Source organism: Segetibacter sp. 3557_3, from assembly GCF_004354985.1.
In the GTDB taxonomy this organism is placed as follows: Bacteria; Bacteroidota; Bacteroidia; order Chitinophagales; family Chitinophagaceae; genus Segetibacter.
Genome location: NZ_SMSK01000005.1, coordinates 330,922 through 351,409, shown reverse-complemented (window position 1 = coordinate 351,409; position 20,488 = coordinate 330,922). Strand labels below are relative to the sequence as shown.

General features: G+C 47.3%; 10 protein-coding genes. 6 read left to right on the top strand and 4 right to left on the bottom strand.

Going from position 1 to position 20,488, the window contains the following annotated elements:
- Positions 1-245: 245 nt before the first annotated feature.
- Positions 246-1,826, bottom strand: a complete 1,581-nt coding sequence (locus EXU57_RS10935) for an amidohydrolase family protein (RefSeq protein ID WP_133268237.1) — start codon at positions 1,824-1,826, stop codon at positions 246-248.
- Positions 1,827-1,897: 71 nt separating this feature from the next.
- On the opposite strand from EXU57_RS10935, the gene EXU57_RS25085 reads away from it, so the two are divergent.
- Complete coding sequence (locus EXU57_RS25085; protein WP_165958104.1) at positions 1,898-2,050, top strand: hypothetical protein; 153 nt, start codon at positions 1,898-1,900, stop codon at positions 2,048-2,050.
- Positions 2,051-2,720: 670 nt separating this feature from the next.
- On the opposite strand, the gene EXU57_RS10930 is transcribed toward EXU57_RS25085, so the two are convergent.
- Positions 2,721-5,624 carry a WD40/YVTN/BNR-like repeat-containing protein gene (locus tag EXU57_RS10930; protein WP_133268236.1) on the bottom strand — a complete coding sequence of 968 codons (2,904 nt, stop codon included), beginning with the start codon at positions 5,622-5,624 and terminating at the stop codon, positions 2,721-2,723.
- 985 nt (positions 5,625-6,609) lie between these two features.
- On the opposite strand from EXU57_RS10930, the gene EXU57_RS10925 reads away from it, so the two are divergent.
- From EXU57_RS10925 to EXU57_RS10905, 5 genes are all read left to right on the top strand, one after another.
- Positions 6,610-9,618: a SusC/RagA family TonB-linked outer membrane protein gene (locus EXU57_RS10925; RefSeq protein ID WP_133268235.1), complete on the top strand. Its 3,009-nt coding sequence runs from the start codon at positions 6,610-6,612 to the stop codon at positions 9,616-9,618.
- A 10-nt stretch (positions 9,619-9,628) separates the two neighbouring features.
- The gene (locus EXU57_RS10920) at positions 9,629-11,215 is read left to right on the top strand and encodes a RagB/SusD family nutrient uptake outer membrane protein (RefSeq protein ID WP_133268234.1); all 1,587 of its coding nucleotides are present in this window, start codon (positions 9,629-9,631) and stop codon (positions 11,213-11,215) included.
- Positions 11,216-11,456: 241 nt separating this feature from the next.
- Positions 11,457-11,936 (top strand): PH domain-containing protein, encoded by a 480-nt coding sequence (locus EXU57_RS10915; protein WP_133268233.1) that lies wholly within the window; start codon positions 11,457-11,459, stop codon positions 11,934-11,936.
- Between the two features lie 554 nt (positions 11,937-12,490).
- Positions 12,491-14,791 carry a S9 family peptidase gene (locus EXU57_RS10910; protein WP_133268232.1) on the top strand — a complete coding sequence of 767 codons (2,301 nt, stop codon included), beginning with the start codon at positions 12,491-12,493 and terminating at the stop codon, positions 14,789-14,791.
- Positions 14,792-15,091: 300 nt separating this feature from the next.
- Entirely contained in the window at positions 15,092-16,318 is a 1,227-nt protein-coding gene (locus EXU57_RS10905) for an ectonucleotide pyrophosphatase/phosphodiesterase (RefSeq protein WP_243745569.1), read from the top strand.
- 318 nt (positions 16,319-16,636) lie between these two features.
- On the opposite strand, the gene EXU57_RS10900 is transcribed toward EXU57_RS10905, so the two are convergent.
- Positions 16,637-17,953, bottom strand: coding sequence for a rhamnogalacturonan acetylesterase (locus tag EXU57_RS10900; RefSeq protein WP_133268230.1), 1,317 nt, complete (start codon positions 17,951-17,953; stop codon positions 16,637-16,639).
- Between the two features lie 38 nt (positions 17,954-17,991).
- Positions 17,992-20,406 carry a glycosyl hydrolase family 95 catalytic domain-containing protein gene (locus EXU57_RS10895; RefSeq protein ID WP_133268229.1) on the bottom strand — a complete coding sequence of 805 codons (2,415 nt, stop codon included), beginning with the start codon at positions 20,404-20,406 and terminating at the stop codon, positions 17,992-17,994.
- Between the last annotated feature and the right edge of the window lie 82 nt (positions 20,407-20,488).

Below are 20,488 nucleotides of genomic sequence, written 5' to 3'. Positions count from 1 at the left end.
AGGGTTGTTGGTTGTTGCTCTTATGGTTTCCCCGGATTACATCCGGAGCTATTCAAATTCAACCCCTTCAGGGTTGAGTAGATACATCTAAAGACAACCCCCCCCAGCAAACGAATACATAATGCGTACCTGTTTTCCCATGCAAAAATTATCATACAACATTCAACATAACCTTAAACCACTCATACCCCTGACTTCATAACTTATAACTTTTCTTACCATACAACATCCAACATAAGAAAGCGTCACTCTGCTCCGGGTATGGTAATCTTAAACCCGGTTTTCGCCTTTTCGTCTGCAACCATCTTTTTTACATCGGCGAGTAGTTTTTTAGCATCGTAAATGATTCCGTCTTTGATGGTGTACTTCACGCCGCCTACCCGTACGACCTTGTTGTCTTCTGTTAGCCTTATAGCGCCTATACCATACAGGACTTTAAAGTCGAGCAAGGGGTTTTGATCCAAGATAACAAAGTCCGCCAGCTTACCAACTTCAACAGAGCCGATCAGGTTTTCCATGCCCAGCGCCTGGGCGCCGTTTAGCGTTGCAGCCTTGATTACTTCCAGCGGATGAAAACCTGCTTCCTGCAGCAATTCCATCTCCCGGGGGTAATCAAAACCATACAGGTTATAAATGAAGGCTGCGTCCGTACCAACGGTAACACGTCCGCCTTTGTTTTTATAATCGTTAACGAAGTCCATCCACAGGCGGTAATTCTGTTTCCAGTTGATCTCCTGTGTTGATCCCCAGGAGTGCCAGTAAGAGCCATGCGCGGTTCTGCTGGGATGATAGAATTTCCATACGGAAGGTAGGGTATATTCTTTGTGCCACTCGAGGTTCATGGCGCGCATGAGATCGCGGTTTGCTTCGTAGGCAACAAATGTGGGGTCGATGGTAAAGTCGAGTTTAATCAGGGTATCCATCAGTTTGTTCCATTTGTCGGAACCCCGTTTGGCAGCCTGTTGCCAGAGCTTTCCTGCTTCACCAAAGCGATCCTGTTCATTGGCGTAATTATAATCTGGCTGGTAGTTTTGAATCGTTTGGTTTTCAAACATCGCTTCGGGCAGGCCATACCAGTGTTCCATTGTGGTCAGCCCGGCATAAGCACTGTTGAGGGCATTCCAGCGACCAACATTTAGTTGGGCGTGGTGGCAGGCGGAACGCAGGCCAAGCCGTTTGTTTTCCTGCAGGGCAGCAAGCATAACCTCGGGTGAGGCGCCAAAAAACTTGATGCCGTCGGAACCCTTTTTAGCATTGTCGCGCACCCATTCCCTGGCTTGTTCGGCAGTGCTGATCGGGGTTTTACTGCCCATGCCGAAGTTGGTGTAAGCCTTAATTCTTGGTGCAGTGATCAGGTTTTGTTCACTCTTTTTCTTTTGATCGAGTGTCCAGTCGAGCCCGTTGCCGGATAGGGGATCACGGATGGTAGTGATCCCATGGGCCATCCAGAGTTTGAAAACGTATTCTGCCGGTGTGCCCTGTTCCTTACCGCCGATGTGCCCGTGCATGTCTACAAATCCGGGCAGGAGGAACATGCCCTCCGCCTGTAATTCTTTGCCACCCGGGTTTAGTTTTGGTCGTTTGCTTTCGTTGATGGTGACACCCGGAACACCAACGTTTACAACCTGGGTGATCCGGTTCTTTTCTACCACGATATCAACCGGCCCGAGTGGGGGAGCGCCGGTACTGTTGATCAGGGTAACCCCACGAATGATCAACTGGTCATATGGACCCTCGCCTTCTTTTCGCTCAGGGGCTTTTTCAATCTGTGCAATGCCCGTGCAGGCAAGTAAGAGGCAGGCGAGTAGGAAGGTGAGTCGTTGCATGTGGGTATTGGGTATAATGGTATTAAGGTACTGGGTATAGGGTTTTGAGGAGAGAAAATGTAAAATGTAAAATGCAAAACGAAGAATGCAAAGTCAAAAGGCAAAAGGCAAAAAGTCAGAAGTCAAAAGTCAAAACCGGGTTGCATGTTCATGGCTTTATAGCGGCATTTATTATGCATTATTCTACGGAACAACAACCCGAAAATCTTTTGGATGTTATTTAAATCTTGTGAGTGTAAGCAATATGAATACATGCTTACCGCCAACGCTAGAATCTGATCGCCGTTACGCATATTTCGTGAATCTCAATAATCTATTCAGTTTATGCAACGCTTCAGAGTTGTGGTGAACTACAAAACTCTATGCGATAACATTTAACATAACACCAGCTACACTTAACTCATAATTCATAACGTTCAACGGCTCTCTAACTCAACATAACACAACCCACTCATAATTTAACATCGTTTAATTAAGCCCACAAACAACTTGTTAGGCCCAGGCTACTACTATTGTACAAGAGTGCGACGCAACGATGTTTAATAGAAAGTTTTCGGCTGGGTCCATAAGTATTTGCTTAAGTAAACGACATTGACTCATAATTCATAACTGTTCGCCCGATTCAACATTTAGCATACAACATTCAACATAACACAATCCACTCATAACCGTTAATTTTTAATTCTTAACTCTTCTCCTCATTCAACCTTTGCTACAACATTCAACATAACAAAATCCACTCATAACTCTTGATTCATAGCTCTCAACAGTCTTCTCTCGATTGAATATTTAGCATACAACATTCAACATAACACAATCCACTCATAACTCTTAATTCATAATTCTTAACTTTTCTCCTCATTCAACATTTAGCACACAACATTCAACATAATCCTAAAACTCCGCATTCGGCTCCTGGAACTCTCCACGTGGTGCTTCTTTCAGGGAGAAGCTTTTTGTCTTCTTAGTGCCGTCGGCGAGTACGATCTCCGCAGTATAATCACCAGCGGGCAGGCTTCCAGAAGCAGGCTTTTTACCCGTTTCTTTTTCGAGTGCAGCAGCTCCGCCACTGTTCATGCGCATATCGTACCGGGCAGTGTTAATGCCTTTTTGTGCGGTGTCTTTGAAGGTTGCAAGTGTAGTGCCTTTAGCCGAAAGGATGTTAACGGTTACAACTTCTTTATCTGGAACGAAGTAGGCGATCTCGACGGCTGCAGAAGGTCCCTGGTTGAAGCGACGGCGCCGTTCGGTACTGGGCTGCAGCAGCGGTGCCACAACATCCATCACCTCGAGCTTTTCACGCATCGTTGCTGGTGTAAGCTTTTGCAACAGGTCGATTTTTGCAACATAGACCGATCGGCCATGGGTACCCAAAACAACCTCGTTATCCCGATCCTGTATGGCAATATCGTGCACCGGCACACGGGGCAACCCACCCGCCCAGGCCATAAACGCCTGGCCCCGGTCGAACGACACATAAAACCCATTATCCGAACCTACGTACAGGATGTTTTCATTTTTCGGATCTTCTTTAATCACGTTCACCGGTTCCATGGGTAGCTCCTGGCCAAATTGTTTCCAGGTACTGCCATAGTCTTCACTTACAAAAAGGTAAGGTTGAAAGTTGTCGTAACGGAGTCCGCTGAGCGAAGCATATACCCTTCCTTCTTTAAAGCCCGAAGCGGTAACCTGGGTGACCCATAGTTTTTGGGGCAGGTTGGTGGAGATTTTTGTAAAGGTATAACCGCCATCTTTTGACACGTGTATGTTGCCATCATCCGAACCCACGTAGATCAATCCGAATTTAAGTGGCGACTCATGAATGGTCGTGAGCGTACCATAAGGCACATCCCCCGCTACAAAACCACTGGTAAGATCTGCAGATAATGGTTGCAGGTTTTCGCCTTTATTTAAAGAACGGTAAAAGCGGTTGGTGCCAAGGTAAAGCACATCGGGGTTGTGCCGGGATAACCAGATGGGTGTTTCCCAGTTGAAACGCAGGGGTCTGTCGCCTAGCTGGTGCGAAGGACGAAGACTAAGCCGCGGTTTGGTGCCATCAAGAGAAGACCTGAAGTAGGCACCAAATTGTGAGCCCGTATAAAAGGTGTTGTTGTCGCGGGTATCCACCTGAACCATCATGCCATCGCCGCCGCCAATGCTTTTGTAGGGATAGTTGCCATTTGCATACCAGTCGAAACCTGCGCGGTAAGTTGACGGTCCGTACCATACCCCATTGTCCTGCAGACCACCGTAGATGTTGTATGGTTTTGCATTGTCGGTGGTGATAGAGTAAAACTGGCCAACGGCGGGTGTATTTGCCTTAAACCAGTTTTCGCCATTGTCGTACGTAATGTTGAGTCCGCCGTCGTTGCCATTGATGATGTGGTTATCGTCTTTAGGGTCGAACCATGCAGCATGATGATCCACGTGCACATTTGACTTGGCGATATCCCTGAAAGTTTTTCCACCATCCTCAGACATCATGAGCGGAACGCTGATGGTTACCACCTTGTCAGGATTGGTTGGTGACACCCATATGCGCGCAAACACATAACCATAGGTAAAAAACATATTGTCCAGGTAGTTCTTATGCGTCTTCTTCCAGGTTGCGCCGGCATCGTCGCTGCGGTACACTTCGGCACCGATGATCGGGGTATTCGAGATCGCTTCAATTGCATCGCCACCATCACCAAAGTAATCCTCGATAACGGTTGGCTTAAAAGTGCCTGCTGCAACCTTTGCTTTCAAATCGGCAGCGGTATGCATCGCAAGCATACGCGACTTTAAAAAGGCATTCAGCTTTCTTTCATCAAGCGCAGCAAACTTTTCTTTGGTGAGCCCGGTCAGGTCTTTGATCGTGTAGAGCGTATCGCTTACTGCAGATTTGTTTTTTGCCGTATCGGGCCGGTTGAAATTGTTGTCGACAACAGCGTATAAAATGTTGGGTTGCTTCGGGTATATGGTCAAACCTATCCGGCCAACGCCTTCGCCCGTAGGAAAGCCGCTTTGTGTGGTGCTAGACAGTTTGAATGTTTTACCGCCATCAGTGCTTTTATAAATCCCGGAGGTTTTTCCGCACTCCACCAGGTTCCATGCAGCCCGGGTTTTGAACCACATGCTTGCATAAACATTATTCGGATTTACGGGGTCAACAATTACGTCAATCGCGCCGGTTTTATCATCGATGTAGAGGGTCTGCTGCCAGCTTTTGCCGCCATCTTCGGTGCGGTAAATGCCACGTTCCCGGTTGGGTGAATAAAGGTGACCAACAACGGCAACCCAGGCGATGTTTGCATCGGTAGGGTGAAGTTCAACTTTGCCGATGTGATGTGATTCGGGCAAACCGATATATTCCCAGTTTTTACCATTGTCGCGCGTCTTGTACATACCGGTGCCGGCATTCGACGATCGTTGTGCGTTGGACTCACCCGTGCCAAGCCAAACGATCCGCTCTTTCCAGTTTACCGCCACATCGCCCATAAAAGTATGCGGCAGGTTGTCGGAGACCGGGATAAACGACTGGCCATTATTTTTGGTATACCAAAGTCCACCGCTGGCGTAAGCAACATAAAATTCAACAGGGTTATCGGGGTTCGCATCAAGGTCTACCACGCGGCCACTCATCACCGTTGGGCCAACGTTTCGAAAGTTGACGTTGTTAAGCACTGAAGCCGCTTCGAGCTGTTTTCTTTTATCTTCTCCTGCAAACCTTTCCTTCGCGGTTGTTGCCTGTAACTGCTTTTGCGCCTGTCCTCCTAAACTGATCAAAACCAACCCGGCTACCAAAATTCGTTTCATATTGATGTTGTTGTATGTAAAAATTGCGCTGGTACAAAACAAATGTAAGATCGTCTGCTCGACTGCTGCTGTTCTTCCAACTTTGTTTATCGGCAATCGCGTTTGTGTAAGTACTGCTTTTTTTACCGTCGTTCTATAATTGTAAAACACTAAAACTACGATGCCCTTGCGCAAGTCAGTTTTCAATTCTTCACTGATACTTAGCTGATTTTAAGCAAGGAGGGATGATTAGAAGGAAGACGGATAAGATATCTGGACAGTGATGACATTAGCAAATAGTAATGAGTTATGAGAGATGAGATGTGAGACGTAAGTGGTTATCGGCATAACTAAAGGCAGACTAAGTATTGATGGCCCGGTGAGGTGAACGTTAATGTTCCCTTGAATGCTGCACGATTCATGACTGTACATAGGAATAAAGGTCGAACTCAATTTTCTACTTTTACATTTTACATCTTTCATTTTTTTGGTCGCCAGCATTCAGCCACCGGGCAGCTCCGGTTGCGACGCTCCGTTCAAAAGCTGTTTTCATAGCATCGGCGGAGATTGGTAGTAGGGTATTGAGGTATTCGGCATTTAGGTATCAGAAGAAAGTTGATTTGGTTGACAATCTAGTTAAAGCGGTATTGACGGGTTGTAGGACGTATCGGAAAGCTTGATAACCTGGTTAGTTGAGTCGCTTGGTATTAACTGTGCCAGGTAAGCATGCCGGTAGGTTGATCGGTAGGTGGGTATCAACTCTTTTTGTTGAAACATTAAGTACAGTCAGGGATATATCGTAAATCTGATACCGGTTGAATGCCTGATCACACGCTGAAAAATGGGTACGACTCTCCTGAGGAGGTTTTGACTTTTGACTTTTGACTTTTGACTTTTCATCACTGGTTAAAATTTGCTTACATCATGCTAATATCGTTGGGCACTACAGATTCATTTGGTGGTAATTTTAGCTGACTAACGAAAATTGTTTACTAAAAACACAGGTATGAATAAAGTTCTTACATTATTGCTTGCTTTCCTCTTTCTCTCACTTCAGCACCTAAGTGCGCAAAACAAAACGATTACGGGGGTTGTCAGAAACGCTGCCGGTGAGCCGCTTAGCGGGGCAACCATCAATGGTAAAGGATCTACAATTGCCACCACATCAGATGCAGCTGGTAAGTTCTCCATTAGTTTGCCCGCACAAACCCGCTCACTCGAAGTCAGTTATGTAGGTATGTCTACCATGGAAGTAGATGTCTCCGGCAAAACATCGGTTGAGATCAGCCTCAAGTCGGGTCCTGCGAACCTGGATGAAGTGGTGGTGGTTGGTTATGGAACCCAAAAAAGGGGAGAAGTAACCAGTGCCGTCGCCAGTGTTAAGGCGGAGGATTTTACCCAGGGTTTTGCCAGGGATGCTGCCCAGTTGATCCAGGGAAAGGTTGCGGGTATTTCGGTGGCTACAACCAGTGGTAATCCCAATGCCAATACCCAGATCTCTTTACGCGGTGCAAACAGTATCAATGGTTCCTCTACACCACTAATCCTGATCGACGGTGTGCCGGGAGGTTTAAATACCGTACCGCCTGAAGACATCGAGTCAATTGATGTGCTTAAAGACGGTTCGGCAGCTGCTATTTATGGTACACGTGGTACCAATGGTGTTATCCTGATTACGACTAAAAAGCGGAGGGGTGGAAATCGCCCCGCCACGATGAACTATACAGGGTACGTGAGTGTTCAGCAGATTGCCAGGAAAATGGAGTTTTTAAATGCCGACGATTACCGCAGGCTGATCAGCGAAGGCGTCAGGGGTTTTAACCAGAATATCAATCCCAATGCGCCCGGCTATTCAAACCTATCCGGTACAAACGACGAATTTGGTGCAACCACCGACTGGTTTGATGAAATTACACGTACGCCAATCAGCCACACGCATAACCTAACCCTGCAAGGCGGAAATGCCCAAACCAGTTATACGGCATCATTAAACTATCGTACCTGGCAGGGCATTTTCTTAAGGTCTGATAACAGCCAGGTGGTCGGCCGGCTCGACATTAATCATGCGATGTTCGACAATAAGCTCAAGTTTAATTTCAACGCCATAAACCGTTCAAGAAAAGCTTTCGACCTGAGTTATAACAATACCTACAGGCAGGCCCTGATCCGGAACCCAACAGAGCCGATCAAAACACCAACCGGCGCATGGTACGAAAGAAGTGTTTATATGTACGACAACCCTCTAAGGCGGATTGAGGAAACTGAATCTGAAAACAAGGGCTCGGAAATGCGTTTAAACGGTAGTGTTACCTTCACGCCGCTAAAAGACCTCAATTTCAAACTCCTTGTCTCCGATGTAAAAAACAATGGCCTGACCGGGTATTACGAAACGTTTAACCACCGTACTTCAGTTGATGCAAACAGGCCTGGTACCGCATCCAGGTCAGCGAGTTTAAGCCGCGACCAGCTGCTTGAATTTACTACGGATTACAGCCGGACCATGAACGACCACCGCTTTTCTGTATTGGGTGGTTACAGTTACCAGTATTCCGTTGACGAGGGCTTTAGTGCAAACAACTCAAATTTCACTTCAGACCTCTTCGGATGGAACAGGCTTGAATCAGGTGACGCGCTTGCTTACCTGAACACCAATGCCCCTTATGGCAGTATTGGTATGAACAGCGACAAAGAAGACTGGAAGTTGATCGGTTTCTTTGGCCGGGTAAACTATTCGTTCAAAGAGAAATATATGCTGATGGCGAGTATGCGCCATGAGGGTTCATCGAAGTTTGGTAAAAACCACAAATGGGGTCAGTTCCCGGCCATTTCTGCGGGTTGGAGAATAAACCGCGAAGACTTCATGAAAAATGTAGATTTCGTTAACGACCTGAAACTGCGTGTTGGATACGGTATTACCGGTACGATACCCAATAGTTCTTACCTCTCGCCCGACCTTTACAATCTTGGAGGGAGGATGTTATACAACGGTATTTTCATCCAGTCCATTCAGCCTGGCAGCAACCCCAACCCCGAACTTCGCTGGGAGAAAAAGCTGGAGTGGAACTTTGGTGTTGATTTCTCCGTGCTTAAGAATAGGATCAGTGGTAGCGTAGATTATTACCGCAGAGATACAAAGGACATGCTCTACCAATTCAGCGTGCCCGTGCCGCCGTACTTGTTCCCTACCATCTGGTGGAACGCTGGTACAATGAGCAACAAAGGCCTTGAGGTGTTGCTCAATATCAACCCGGTTAAATCGAAAGATTTCAATTGGCACACTACACTCACGTTTGCTGCCAACAGCAACAAACTGGTTTCCTTAACCGGACCTCCGGGTTCAAGCGTGCTTACCTTCTTTACTGCCGGTGGTACAGGTGAACCAATTCAGGAAAGCACACACCGCAATTATATCGGGGAGCCAATCGGTAGTTTCTTTGGGTATAAAACGATCGATATTGCAGCAGACTCCACCTGGATCATCGAAGGTTCTGATGGCAAACCGAAGTCGCTCAGAAACTCTACCCCTTCAGACAAACAAATCCTTGGGAATGGTGTTCCCAAATACATTGTGGGTATGAACAATACCTTCACTTACAGGAAGTGGGATTTGAACATCAATCTCAGGGGCGCACTGGGTTACCAGATCATGAACTTCCAAAGGATGTTTTATGAAAACCCAAAAATCAACCAGTATAATATGCTGAAAACCGCGTTTGATCCCGTTTATGGTAAAACGCCAATCTATGCTGATCTAGCCTATGTGTCTTACTACATGGAACAGGGTGATCACGTAAAACTGGATAACGTTAGTCTTGGCTATACTTTTAATGTAAAAAACAGTAAATTGTTTAAGGGTGCAAGGGTTTACGTTGCGGGTTTAAATCTTTATACGTTTACTGGTTACAAAGGCGTAGATCCTGAAGTAAACCGGGTTGGCCTTTCACCTGGATTGGATGAAAGGGATAAATATCCAACTACCCGTACATTCACTTTTGGAACCAACATTAACTTCTAAGTTTTCCCATATGAAAAAGAATATATTATCTATCACTGCACTTTCCGTTCTTGTTGTTGTATTTGGCGGTTGCACAAAGCTGGATGAAACCATCTACGATCGTATTCCGGCGGACCAGTTTGTGCCTACTGAAAAGGACATCCCTTCACTTATTGCACCCGTTTATACCAACCTGAGGCCAATGCATGCATCATGGCATGGCAACTTTGACCTGCAAGAGGAATCGGCCGACATTATTGTGACCCCGGTTCGTCCGAATGGCTGGTTCGATGGTGGTACCTACCAGCGTATGCATGAGCACAAGTGGAACCCGGTTCAAAGCCAGCCCAATAACCTGTGGGCAGCGAGCTATCGTGGCATTAACCTGGCAAACAGGTTGATTTTCCAGATCGAGTCAGGTGCAATTCCTGTGTCGACTGGTAAAGAGAACCTGGTGGCTGAAATGAAAGCAGCCAGGGCGTATTACTACTATATGTTGCTTGATAATCATGGAAATGTTCCAATTGTTACAGATTATCAAGACGTGAGCCTGCCAAAACAAAGTACCCGGCAGCAGGTATACGACTTTGTAGTAAAAGAATTTACAGATAACATTCCCCTGTTAAGTGACAAAGCAGACAAGCTGACTTATGGAAGGTTCAACAGGTGGGCGGCTAAAGGAATTCTTGCGAAGGTTTACCTTAATGCCGGGGTATACACCGGTACACCACAGTGGGACAAATGTATAGCAGAGTGTAACGACATTATCGCCGCTGCGCCTGGGAGATACATACTTGAGCCGGATTATAAATCGCCTTTCAGAACAGAAAACCAGAATTCAAAAGAGCTGATACTTGCGGTACCGTACGACGAAATTTTGGCAACCGAATTCAATATGCACATGAAGTCACTCGATCCCGTTCAGCAGGCCGTGTTTAGTATGTCGGCCCAACCCTGGGGTGGAAGTGCAGCAGTACCCCAGTTTATAAACACCTATGATCCTGATGACAGTCGTTTAAAAGACACCTGGATCTGGGGCCCACAAATAAATGCCACGACTGGGGCAGTCGCCATTAACTATACCAAGCACCTTAATGGTATCGCCTTGTCGGGAAGTGACCAGGGTTATCGTATGGCTAAATATGAAATCAAACAAGGTGCAAGGGCTGCGTTGAGTGTGGATTATCCTTTGGTTCGTTATGCAGATGTGCTGATGATGAAGGCGGAGTCGCTGCTAAGAACAGGTAAGGCGGATGAAGCTGCTGACATCGTATCACAGGTGAGGGAAAGGGCGTTCCGTAACAATAGTGCAAAAGCTAAGGTTACGGGTGCCCAGTTACAAATGGGAAGTTCCTACCAGTACGGTTATTACAACACCAATGGCAGCATTTCAGAATTACAAGGTGGGGCAGACATACCATTTGGACGCTTCCTGGATGAACTGGGCTGGGAGTTTGCAGCGGAGGGCCGTCGTCGGCAGGATATTATCCGCTTTGGTGTTTTCAGTACCAAGATCTGGTTCAATCACCGGCCTGCTGCTGCAACACGCCAATTATTTCCTATCCATGAAAATGAAATCATTAAGAATCCTAACCTGAAACAAAATCCGGGTTATTAAAACTTTTGGGTTGTGTTATTAGTAAACGGGCTGTCTCTTTTGGGACGGCCTTTTTTTATCTCCGGTTAAATAACGGGAATAAACTTTCTAAATAACTGCATTGCTGATGCGAGAAAGAGGCTACATAAAAAGTGAAATGGAGGGGGTACCCAGGCGGGTGTTACAGTTTCTTTATTAATTTCATCGGCGGGAACAATCCCTATGCATTAGGTTTTTAAAGGGCAGGATAACGACACATAAGATGATTTTTAAGGCAACACCAGACAGGCTTGTCAGAACGGTTACAACGACGATAACGATTGGATTTTTAATTTTGATAGTGATTGGTTTAGGGGCATTTATCGTTAAGGGCACTATAGTACTTTTTATGCCGGCGTTTATCGTTGCCCTGGTATACCTGTTTTCGTATTTGTACCACCCGGTCAACTACGAAATATCAAATGGGCAGGTGATTATACATCGGCCTGCAGGCAGGGTCGCAATTGAAATAGACACGATCCAGTCGTGTGAATTGCTGGAAAACGGCCGTTTGAAATATTCCATCCGTACGTTTGGAGTTGGGGGCTTATTTGGGTATTACGGTAAATTTTACCACACCGGTATTGGAGCAATGATATGGTATGCAACACGTTGCGACCGGGCAGTAATGATTATTGCCGGGAACCAGAAGAAGATCATACTAACACCGGATCAACCAGAGGAATTCATCAGGCAACTGTAGCAGGAATAGGGCACACGGTATTTTGGGATTGGGTATTGAGGTATTGGGTATTGAGGTGTTGGGTACTGAGGTAATAAGGTATTAAGGTATTAGGTAATAAGGTATTGAGGTATTGGGTATTGAGGTATTGGGTAATAAGGAAAGAGAATGCTCTTAACAACCAGTGTACGAATTGTGATCTCAAGACCTGTTTGCTATTTGGATCCATTACCTGATCTGCGATCCGTCATCCCTGTTCCGTTTAACATCTATCCATCCAACAATCCGCAATCCGCCAATTCGCAATCCGCAATCCGCCCATCCGCAATCCGTTCAATCCCCTTCATCCGTGTTCCATTCAACTCGCCAATCCGCAATCCGCAATACGCCTATAAATCCGTTCAATCCCCTTCATCCGTGTTCCATTCATCCGCCCATCCGCAATCCGCCAATCCGCAATCCGTATTCGTTAATTTCATCCGCATCCCGGTGAAGAATTGCAAATGCTGCTCGCCGGGTAATTGCTAAATTGCTGTTTGAGTTATTACCCCACGCTACTACATACACCTATTCAAATGAAAATACTCGTGCAATCTTTTTCCATGCTACGCCAGATGGCTGCTTCAGTAGCATGCGTCGCAGCGATTTGCCTCACATGTCCGCTCCCGAACATGGCTCAGGGTACCCAGGCCGACTACGCGCGTGCTGATTACATCAAGGAGCAGGTAAAGGATAAAATTTTGTACGCGCCCGACCGCTTTCAGTGGATGGAAAAAGAACCACGGTTCTGGTACCTTACCCAAACACCACGGGGAAAAGAATATATGCTGGTTGACGCCGTTAAACACAGCCGCCAGCCTGCTTTTGACCAGGCGAAACTCGCAGCGGCCCTGACTACTGCTACAAGTAAAAAGGTAGACCCTTATGCACTTCCGTTTTTGAACATTACCTATACCGATGGTGGTAACGCTATTGAATTTACATCGGGTGATATCGTTTGGCGTTACGAGCCGGCAACAGCAAAACTCACCGAGAAGAGCAAGGTGCCGGTGAGCCAGGTAGCCGCAAGGTATTGGGGCGATGGCCAGGACGATATGAGTAGCCGTCCCATCAAGTCACCGGATGGCAAGTGGTCGGCTTACATAAAAAATTACAACGTTTATGTACAGTCGGCCGATAAAAAAGAGGAGTACCCGCTTAGCTTCGACGGTTCTGAAGGGGAATATTATGCGGCCTATATCGCCTGGTCGCCCGACTCAAAAAAGCTTGCCGTTAATAGGGTCCGTCCAAATAAGCCACATCTCGTGTACCTGATTGAGTCGTCGCCCGCGGACCAGTTTCAACCTAAGTTACATACGCGCAACTACCTGAAACCTGGCGATGCTTTACCACAAAAACAACCGGTGCTTTTTGATGTGGTAAGCCGTAAACAATTCACTATTGACCCATCCCTCATTGCAAACCAGTACAGCCTGAGCAACCCGGTTTGGCGCAAAGACAGCCGCGGTTTTACTGTTGAATACAACCAACGCGGCCACCAGGTATTTAAGGTTATCGAAGTAAGCGGCAACGGATCGCCCAAAGAATTGATTGGAGAACAGAGCAAAACCTTTTTTGAATACAGCGGTAAGAAATTCAGGTATGACGTTGAAGATGGAAAAGAAATCATCTGGATGTCGGAGCGGGACGGCTGGAACCACCTGTACCTGTACGATGGCACGACGGGAAAGGTAAAAAACCAGGTTACCAATGGTGAATGGGTGGTGCGGAATGTGGTGAAAGTAGATGAGAAAAACCGAACCATTTTTTTTGCTGCAAGTGGGCGCGAAGCAGGGCAGGACCCTTACCTGGTGCAGTATTTCCGTGTGGGGTTCGATGGCAAAGGACTTGTAGCGTTAACCCCTGAAAACGGCAATCACCTTGCTTCGTTTTCAGATGACTACACTTACCTGGTGGATAGCTGGTCAAGGATTGATCAGCCGGCAGTAACGGTACTGAAAAGCGCTGTCGACGGTAAGGTAATCATGGAGCTGGAAAAGTCTGACATCAGGGGATTGCTGGCTACCGGCTGGAAAATGCCGGAGGTATTTACGAGCAAAGGACGGGATGGTAAAACGGATATCTGGGGTATGATCATCCGGCCCGCCAACTTTGATCCTGGCAAGACATACCCGGTTATCGAATACATTTATGCTGGTCCGCAAAGCGCCTTTGTACCAAAAAGTTTTGCAACTGATTCGCGTGGCGACCTGCACCAACTTGTCGAGCTGGGCTTTATCGTTGTGCAGATCGATGGAATGGGCACGTCAAACCGTTCGAAAGCCTTCCATGATGTTTGTTACCAGAACCTGAAAGACGGCGGTTTCCCCGATCGGATCTTATGGATGAAAGCAGCTGCAAAGAAGTACCCGTATATGGACCTTAGCCGGGTTGGCATATTTGGCAATTCGGCAGGTGGGCAGAACTCGGCTGGTGCGTTGTTGTTTCACCCTGACTTTTACAAAGTAGCGGTATCATCATCCGGTTGCCACGATAACCGGATGGACAAGATGTGGTGGAATGAACTCTGGATGGGATACCCGATCGGCCCGCAATACGAAGCCAGTTCAAATGTAACCAATGCGCATAAGCTAAAGGGGCAATTGCTGCTTATCCTGGGAGAGCTTGATGATAATGTGGATCCTTCGTCGAGCATGCAATTGATGAATGCGCTTATCAAAAGCAACAAACATTACGACTTCCTGATGGTGCCTGGTATGGGGCATTCAATGGGTGGTGATTACGGCGAACACAAACGACGCGACTTCTTTGTAAAACACCTGATTGGTGTTGATCCGCCGGAATGGCCCGGACAGGAGAGAATAAGTCAAAAGTAAAAATGTAAAATTAAAAAGGAGGTCGGTATTCTTAATTGGTAGCTGTCATCTTGCTAATCTATCAACCAAGCAATTGATCAACCATCAACTTATCAACCAATCAACTTATCAACTTATCAACTGATCAATCAACCAATCAACCAATCAAACCAATCAACCTATCAACCTATCAACTAATCAACTTATCAACAGATCAACCAATCAACTCATCCACTGCATCTCGGCTTATTGAAATAGCTTTGCCTTAAAGCTAAGTATAAGATGACATTGAAAGGTAGTTCGCCTGCGATAATGCTGTGCATGATTGTTTTCACCGGGGCTCTGGGACAGGATACCGTACAACAAATTATTCCGGGCCGGACTAACAGTATAACACAACAGCAAAAGCCATATGTTATCCTGATCTCTTCAGATGGTTTCCGGGCCGACATGGCGGAAAAGTACCAGGCGCAAAACCTGCTGCGTTTTAAACAACAAGGTGTGTCGGCCCCTTATATGTTGCCGTCCTTTCCTTCGCTTACTTTTCCAAACCACTACAGCATTGTTACGGGATTGTATCCTGCTCACCATGGGCTTGTAGACAACTCGTTTTACGATACCAGCCGCCGCGCCCGGTATAGCATGTCCAACAAGAATGCTGTCGGCGACAGTTCCTGGTACGCCGGAACCCCACTCTGGGTGCTCGCAGAAAAACAGCAAATGCTATCCGCGAGTTTTTACTGGGTTGCTTCTGAAGCAGCCATCCAGGGTGTACGGCCGACGTATTATTACACGTACAACGAAAAGATTGACATAGACACCCGGGTGGAAATTTTAAAGGATTGGTTGCAACTGCCTGAAGACAAACGGCCGCATTTTATTACCTTTTACCTGCCCGAGCCGGATCATGTTGAGCATTCCTTTGGGCCCGAGTCGGTACAGGCCAAAGAAGCTGTGCTTGGGGTGGACTCAGCGATCGGCAAACTGGTGAAAGCGGTAGACGCGTTGAAGTTACCTGTGAACTATATTTTTCTTTCAGACCACGGTATGACTACTGTTGATACGATTAATACCATTCCATTTCCGAAAGCAATTGACACCACAAAGTTTTATGTGCCTAATGGCGACGTACTCGTACACCTATATGCAAAGGATCGTACCAGTATACTACCAACTTACCATGCGCTTAAGCAGGAAGCTGTTGACTATGACGTATACCTTGCAGAAAACATTCCCTCCCGGTGGCATTATTCACGATCCAATGATCGCTTCAACCGGGTTGGGGATATGATCATGATCCCTAAACATCCCAGGGTTTTTCGCTTTGGTACCAACCGTGTTACACCCGGAAAACATGGGCTCGATCCGGCGTTTAAGGATATGCACGCGACCTTTATAGCCTGGGGACCGGCATTCAAAAACGGCAAAACGGTTAAGCCCTTTGAGAACGTAAATGTGTACCCGCTGATTACAGAGATACTCGGTTTACAATACGATCCCTCAACAATCGATGGTAAGCTAAAGCCAGTTAAGCGAATGCTGAAATAGCTGTTGGCGTTTTATCATCGATGTCTTTCCGATGTCCTTTTCCTTAATGGCTGTACTTCTTTGGAACCGGGTTGCATTCTTGCACCAGCTGCGATATATTGAACCATACCGCGCATTTTTAAAAATAACCCAGGGCAATCCCGTTCCTACCAGTTTAAACCCCGCATTACGCCCAACATGGCCGTGGGGCGGCACGCCGCCCCGGCGAGTTGCTGGATAATCATATCATTTTGATAACCTGGAAAACGAACCTGTTCGCGCCACATTCGCCCAATCCCAAACCAGTTCAGTCAGGGCATTCCTCGTCTGAACATCCGCCTAATTTCCATCCGGTTTTATTGAAGCCAATGATGGACTTCGCGGCCAGTAGAATGCTTCCAGTGTACCGGGTTTAGCCGGGTTAAACTGCGGGGTACCCGGCTTGATTAATTTTGCGAGCGCGGGAACATTCTGCCGTATACCGGTAACCATTAGTTTGGCAATTTCGTATGCACCGAATGGCGAAAAGTGGGTATCGTCTTTAACGTCCTTTGTGGCTCCGGGATAATCGCCAGCCGAAAAATAAACAAACGCCTTGATGGACTCAACCGGTCCCCAGGCCTCGTAAGCCACTTTACTCATGGCATTCAGGTCGATCAGCGCAACCCCTTCTTCTTTGGCGGTTTGCCGCACTGCCTCGGGATAATCACCAAGGGTATGGTTGATCTTCCCGGTACTATCAAATGATCGGCGGTTCATAGAAGTAACCAGAACAGGTATCCCCCCTTTTTTCTTCACCTCTGCAATAAAATATTTAAGGTCCCTTTTGTACGAGGTAAAGGCGCCAATCCCGGGGCCCTTCTGCTTCATATCGTTGTGCCCAAATTGAACAAAAGCATAGTCGCCCGCTTTCATGAGGCTGAGCTGCTTTTCAAATCTCCTTGCGCTGATGAAGCTGCTGAGCGACTCACCGGACTCCGCATAATTTGCAACCGCTATTTTACCCGGTACAAAAAAAGCCGGGATCATTTGTCCCCAGGCGGTGTAGGGTTCCTCTGCCTGGTCAACTTCGGTGGAGTTCCCTGCCAGGAATACGGTTATTACATCTTTCGCAGCTGGTAATATTTCGATGGCAGAGACCTTAGGTGCCTCCCCGTTGAACTCAAGGGTAAGTTTATCATCCCAATGCAGGTAGTTGATCTCGCGTTGCTTTAGTCTTACTTTACTGCTGCCGTTAGTACCCCTGATGATAGAGTCGCGGATATGAAGGGTGAAGTGAACGGTCTTACTTTCACCCGCTTTTGTTTGAATCCGGTTCACCATCATTCGCCTGCACTCCGCACGGATCGCTGCGTCAGATGCGCCTTTTTTATCACCAACCGTAACCTTTACATCGTAGTTCCCTTCCGGCAGTTTTACCGAAAAGTAGAACGGCTTATCGCTGGTTGCAAAGCCTGCAGCATCGATGATGCCGGTATTCCGATCAATACCGTAACCTTTTTCTGGTGTATAGCGGGTGTTCGCATTTACGGTAAGGTAGCCGGCCTGTTCTTTTCCGGTACCAAACCGAAATTTCAGCGGCGCTTTTAGAACAGATTGTGATTCGACACAAAATGAATTCAGTGAAACAAGGAGTAAGCAAAAGCGTAGTAACATGATAACGGTATTGTCAATACTAGATTAAGGATCACCGGTTATTGCAATGCTTCGTAAGCATAACTTTTCCCCGGGGTGGTGTTGAAAGTGGTGATATAGTGGGTTTCGTTGTTGAATTTAACCTGCCGGGTGCTCGCCTTTGCCCCATGAATGTTTAGCGGAGCATTGGTTCGCAATACACATTTACTGCCTGCTTTTGAAACAAGCAAACCACGGCTAAGACGTCCGTTGTTCCAGGCGATATCAACCACAAAGTTGCCCCGGGCAACGAGGCCCTTTACCTGGCCCTTGCCCCATGCCGAAGGCAGGGCGGGCAGCAGCTGTACCTGGTTAAGGTGACTTTGAAGCAACATCTCCGTTATGCCCGCCGTTGCGCCAAAGTTTCCGTCGATCTGAAATGGGGGATGTGTATCGAACAGGTTGTTGAGGGTTGATCCTTTTAAGAGTTCCTGGTACATTTTGTAACTGTGATCGCCATCCAGCAGCCGTGCCCAGAAATTAATTTTCCAGGCTTTACTCCAGCCCGTACCGCCGTCTCCACGCACCTCCAGTGTTTTGCGGGAGGCTTCGGCAAACTTAGGATCGATCAGTGGCGAGATCTGTCGCCCGGGGTGAAGTGCAAAGAGGTGCGATACATGCCGGTGCTGCGGATCCTCATCCTCCCAGTCGCGGTACCACTCCACCAGGTTACCCTTTCTGCCAACCTGCAGCGGGTTAAGCTGCGCCCGCTTTCTTGCAAGCAATGCGGCAAATGGCTTGTCTACGCCGAGGATGCTATCGGCCTCTATTATATTGGTAAAAAGGTCCCAGATAATCTGCATATCCATTGCCGATGCAATCGTGACCGTGCCCTTGGTTCCGTTTGGTAAAACATATACGTTTTCAGGAGAAGTTGATGGCGCTGTAACCAGTACACCATCTTTCTCAACCAGCCAATCGAGGCAGAATTCCGCCGCGCTCTTCATTAATGGGTAGGCTGTTTCGCGCAGGTACTTTTTATCAGCTGTAAAGCGGTAGTGCTCGTATAAGTGCTGGCTCAGCCAGGGGCTCCCAAGTGACCAGTTGGCCCATTTGGGATCGCCCGCGCCTTCACCAACAGGATTTGTCTGGGCCCAGATATCGGAGTTGTGGTGAAGCACCCAACCCCGCATTTTATAGTAGTTTTTAGCAGTTGCGGTTCCGTTTATTGCCCATCGCCGGGTTTGCTCAATAAGGGGTGTCGTTAACTCCGAAAGATTGGCTGGCTCCGCGGGCCAGTAATTCATTTGCACGTTGATGTTCGTGGTGTAATTGCTTCTCCACGACGGGCGTATTTCGGCATTCCAGATCCCCTGCAGGTTTGCGGGGATCCCTCCCGGGCGGGAGCAGCTGATTAGCAGGTAACGGCCAAAGTTGAAGTACAGTTCCTCCAGCGAGCGATCAGCACTGCCGGTTTTATATGCGGCCAGGCGTTTGTCCGTCGCCAGGTCAGGTGCAGGCGCATCGGTAAGTGAAAGCTCCACCCGGTTGAAGAAATGCTGGTAGTCTTTCGTATGATTTGACAGTAGCTGGTTATAGTTCTTTAGTGCTGCACGGTTAAGGTAATCGATGGCCAATTGCTCCTCGTTTTTGCCATCGCTGTCGGGGAAGCGATTGAAGCCGTTATAACTCGTTGCGGCAGAAACCATCAACAACACTTCGGTAGCATTGGATACCTCTAACAGGCTATCGGAAGTACTAACCTTTCCATCCCTGGTTATCGCCCGAATCCTAAATTGAAAGCGCATGCCATCCTGCCCAAGACTATCCACGTAAATAAGGGGTTTTGTATTCCGCCTTTCATCATTGGTGATCCTTGCTTTGCCTTTTAGAACAATCTCATTGTTTGCAAAGGAGCGGCTGAATTGGAGCGGATGATCTACACCGACACTAAAATTGAGCGCATTGTTTTTGCTTGCCGTGAGTCGGATAACCATCACCTGGTCAGGCGACGATGAAAACATTTCGCGGGTATACGTTACCCCGTTTGCGGTGAAGCGTGTGGTTGCAGTGGCATTGTTTAAGTTTAGGTCGCGATAATAGCTTGTTGTATTTGCGGCTTCCGGCTGCAGGATCACCAGGTTGCCGAGCGGCTGGTACATTTCCGTATCAGGACCCTGCATTTTCTGTAAAAGTTTTACCGCTTCCCCGATACTGTCTTTAAACAGCGCGTTCCTTACCGGTTGTAAATATTTCGGCGCATCAGGATTTGGGTTTGGATTCACGGGGCCGCCTGTCCATAAAGTTTGTTCGTTAAGCTGGATCAACTCCTCCGAGGGTCTGCCAAAAATCATGGCGCCAATCCGGCCATTGCCAATGGGTAAGGCTTCGTTCCAATCTTTTGCCGGCTGTTCATACCAAAGCACTTGCGGCTTTTGTGCACTGGCTGGGTTTGAAACCAGCAGCACCAGCAGCAATCGTAGAAGATGTTTCAAGCGGTAAAAATGAAAAATTAAAAATGTAAAATTAATGTCGTTTGACTAAGGCCACTCGCACAAATGCCGAATAGAATTGTTA

What these genes read in the sequence shown, in the direction of transcription:
- EXU57_RS10930 (WP_133268236.1), bottom strand. Translation starts at nt 5,624, where the DNA reads ATGAAACGAATTTTGGTAGCCGGGTTGGTTTTGATCAGTTTAGGAGGA.
- EXU57_RS25085 (WP_165958104.1), top strand. Translation starts at nt 1,898, where the DNA reads ATGCAAAACGAAGAATGCAAAGTCAAAAGGCAAAAGGCAAAAAGTCAG.
- EXU57_RS10910 (WP_133268232.1), top strand. Translation starts at nt 12,491, where the DNA reads ATGAAAATACTCGTGCAATCTTTTTCCATGCTACGCCAGATGGCTGCT.
- EXU57_RS10920 (WP_133268234.1), top strand. Translation starts at nt 9,629, where the DNA reads ATGAAAAAGAATATATTATCTATCACTGCACTTTCCGTTCTTGTTGTT.
- EXU57_RS10915 (WP_133268233.1), top strand. Translation starts at nt 11,457, where the DNA reads ATGATTTTTAAGGCAACACCAGACAGGCTTGTCAGAACGGTTACAACG.
- EXU57_RS10905 (WP_243745569.1), top strand. Translation starts at nt 15,092, where the DNA reads ATGATTGTTTTCACCGGGGCTCTGGGACAGGATACCGTACAACAAATT.
- EXU57_RS10925 (WP_133268235.1), top strand. Translation starts at nt 6,610, where the DNA reads ATGAATAAAGTTCTTACATTATTGCTTGCTTTCCTCTTTCTCTCACTT.
- EXU57_RS10935 (WP_133268237.1), bottom strand. Translation starts at nt 1,826, where the DNA reads ATGCAACGACTCACCTTCCTACTCGCCTGCCTCTTACTTGCCTGCACG.
- EXU57_RS10900 (WP_133268230.1), bottom strand. Translation starts at nt 17,953, where the DNA reads ATGTTACTACGCTTTTGCTTACTCCTTGTTTCACTGAATTCATTTTGT.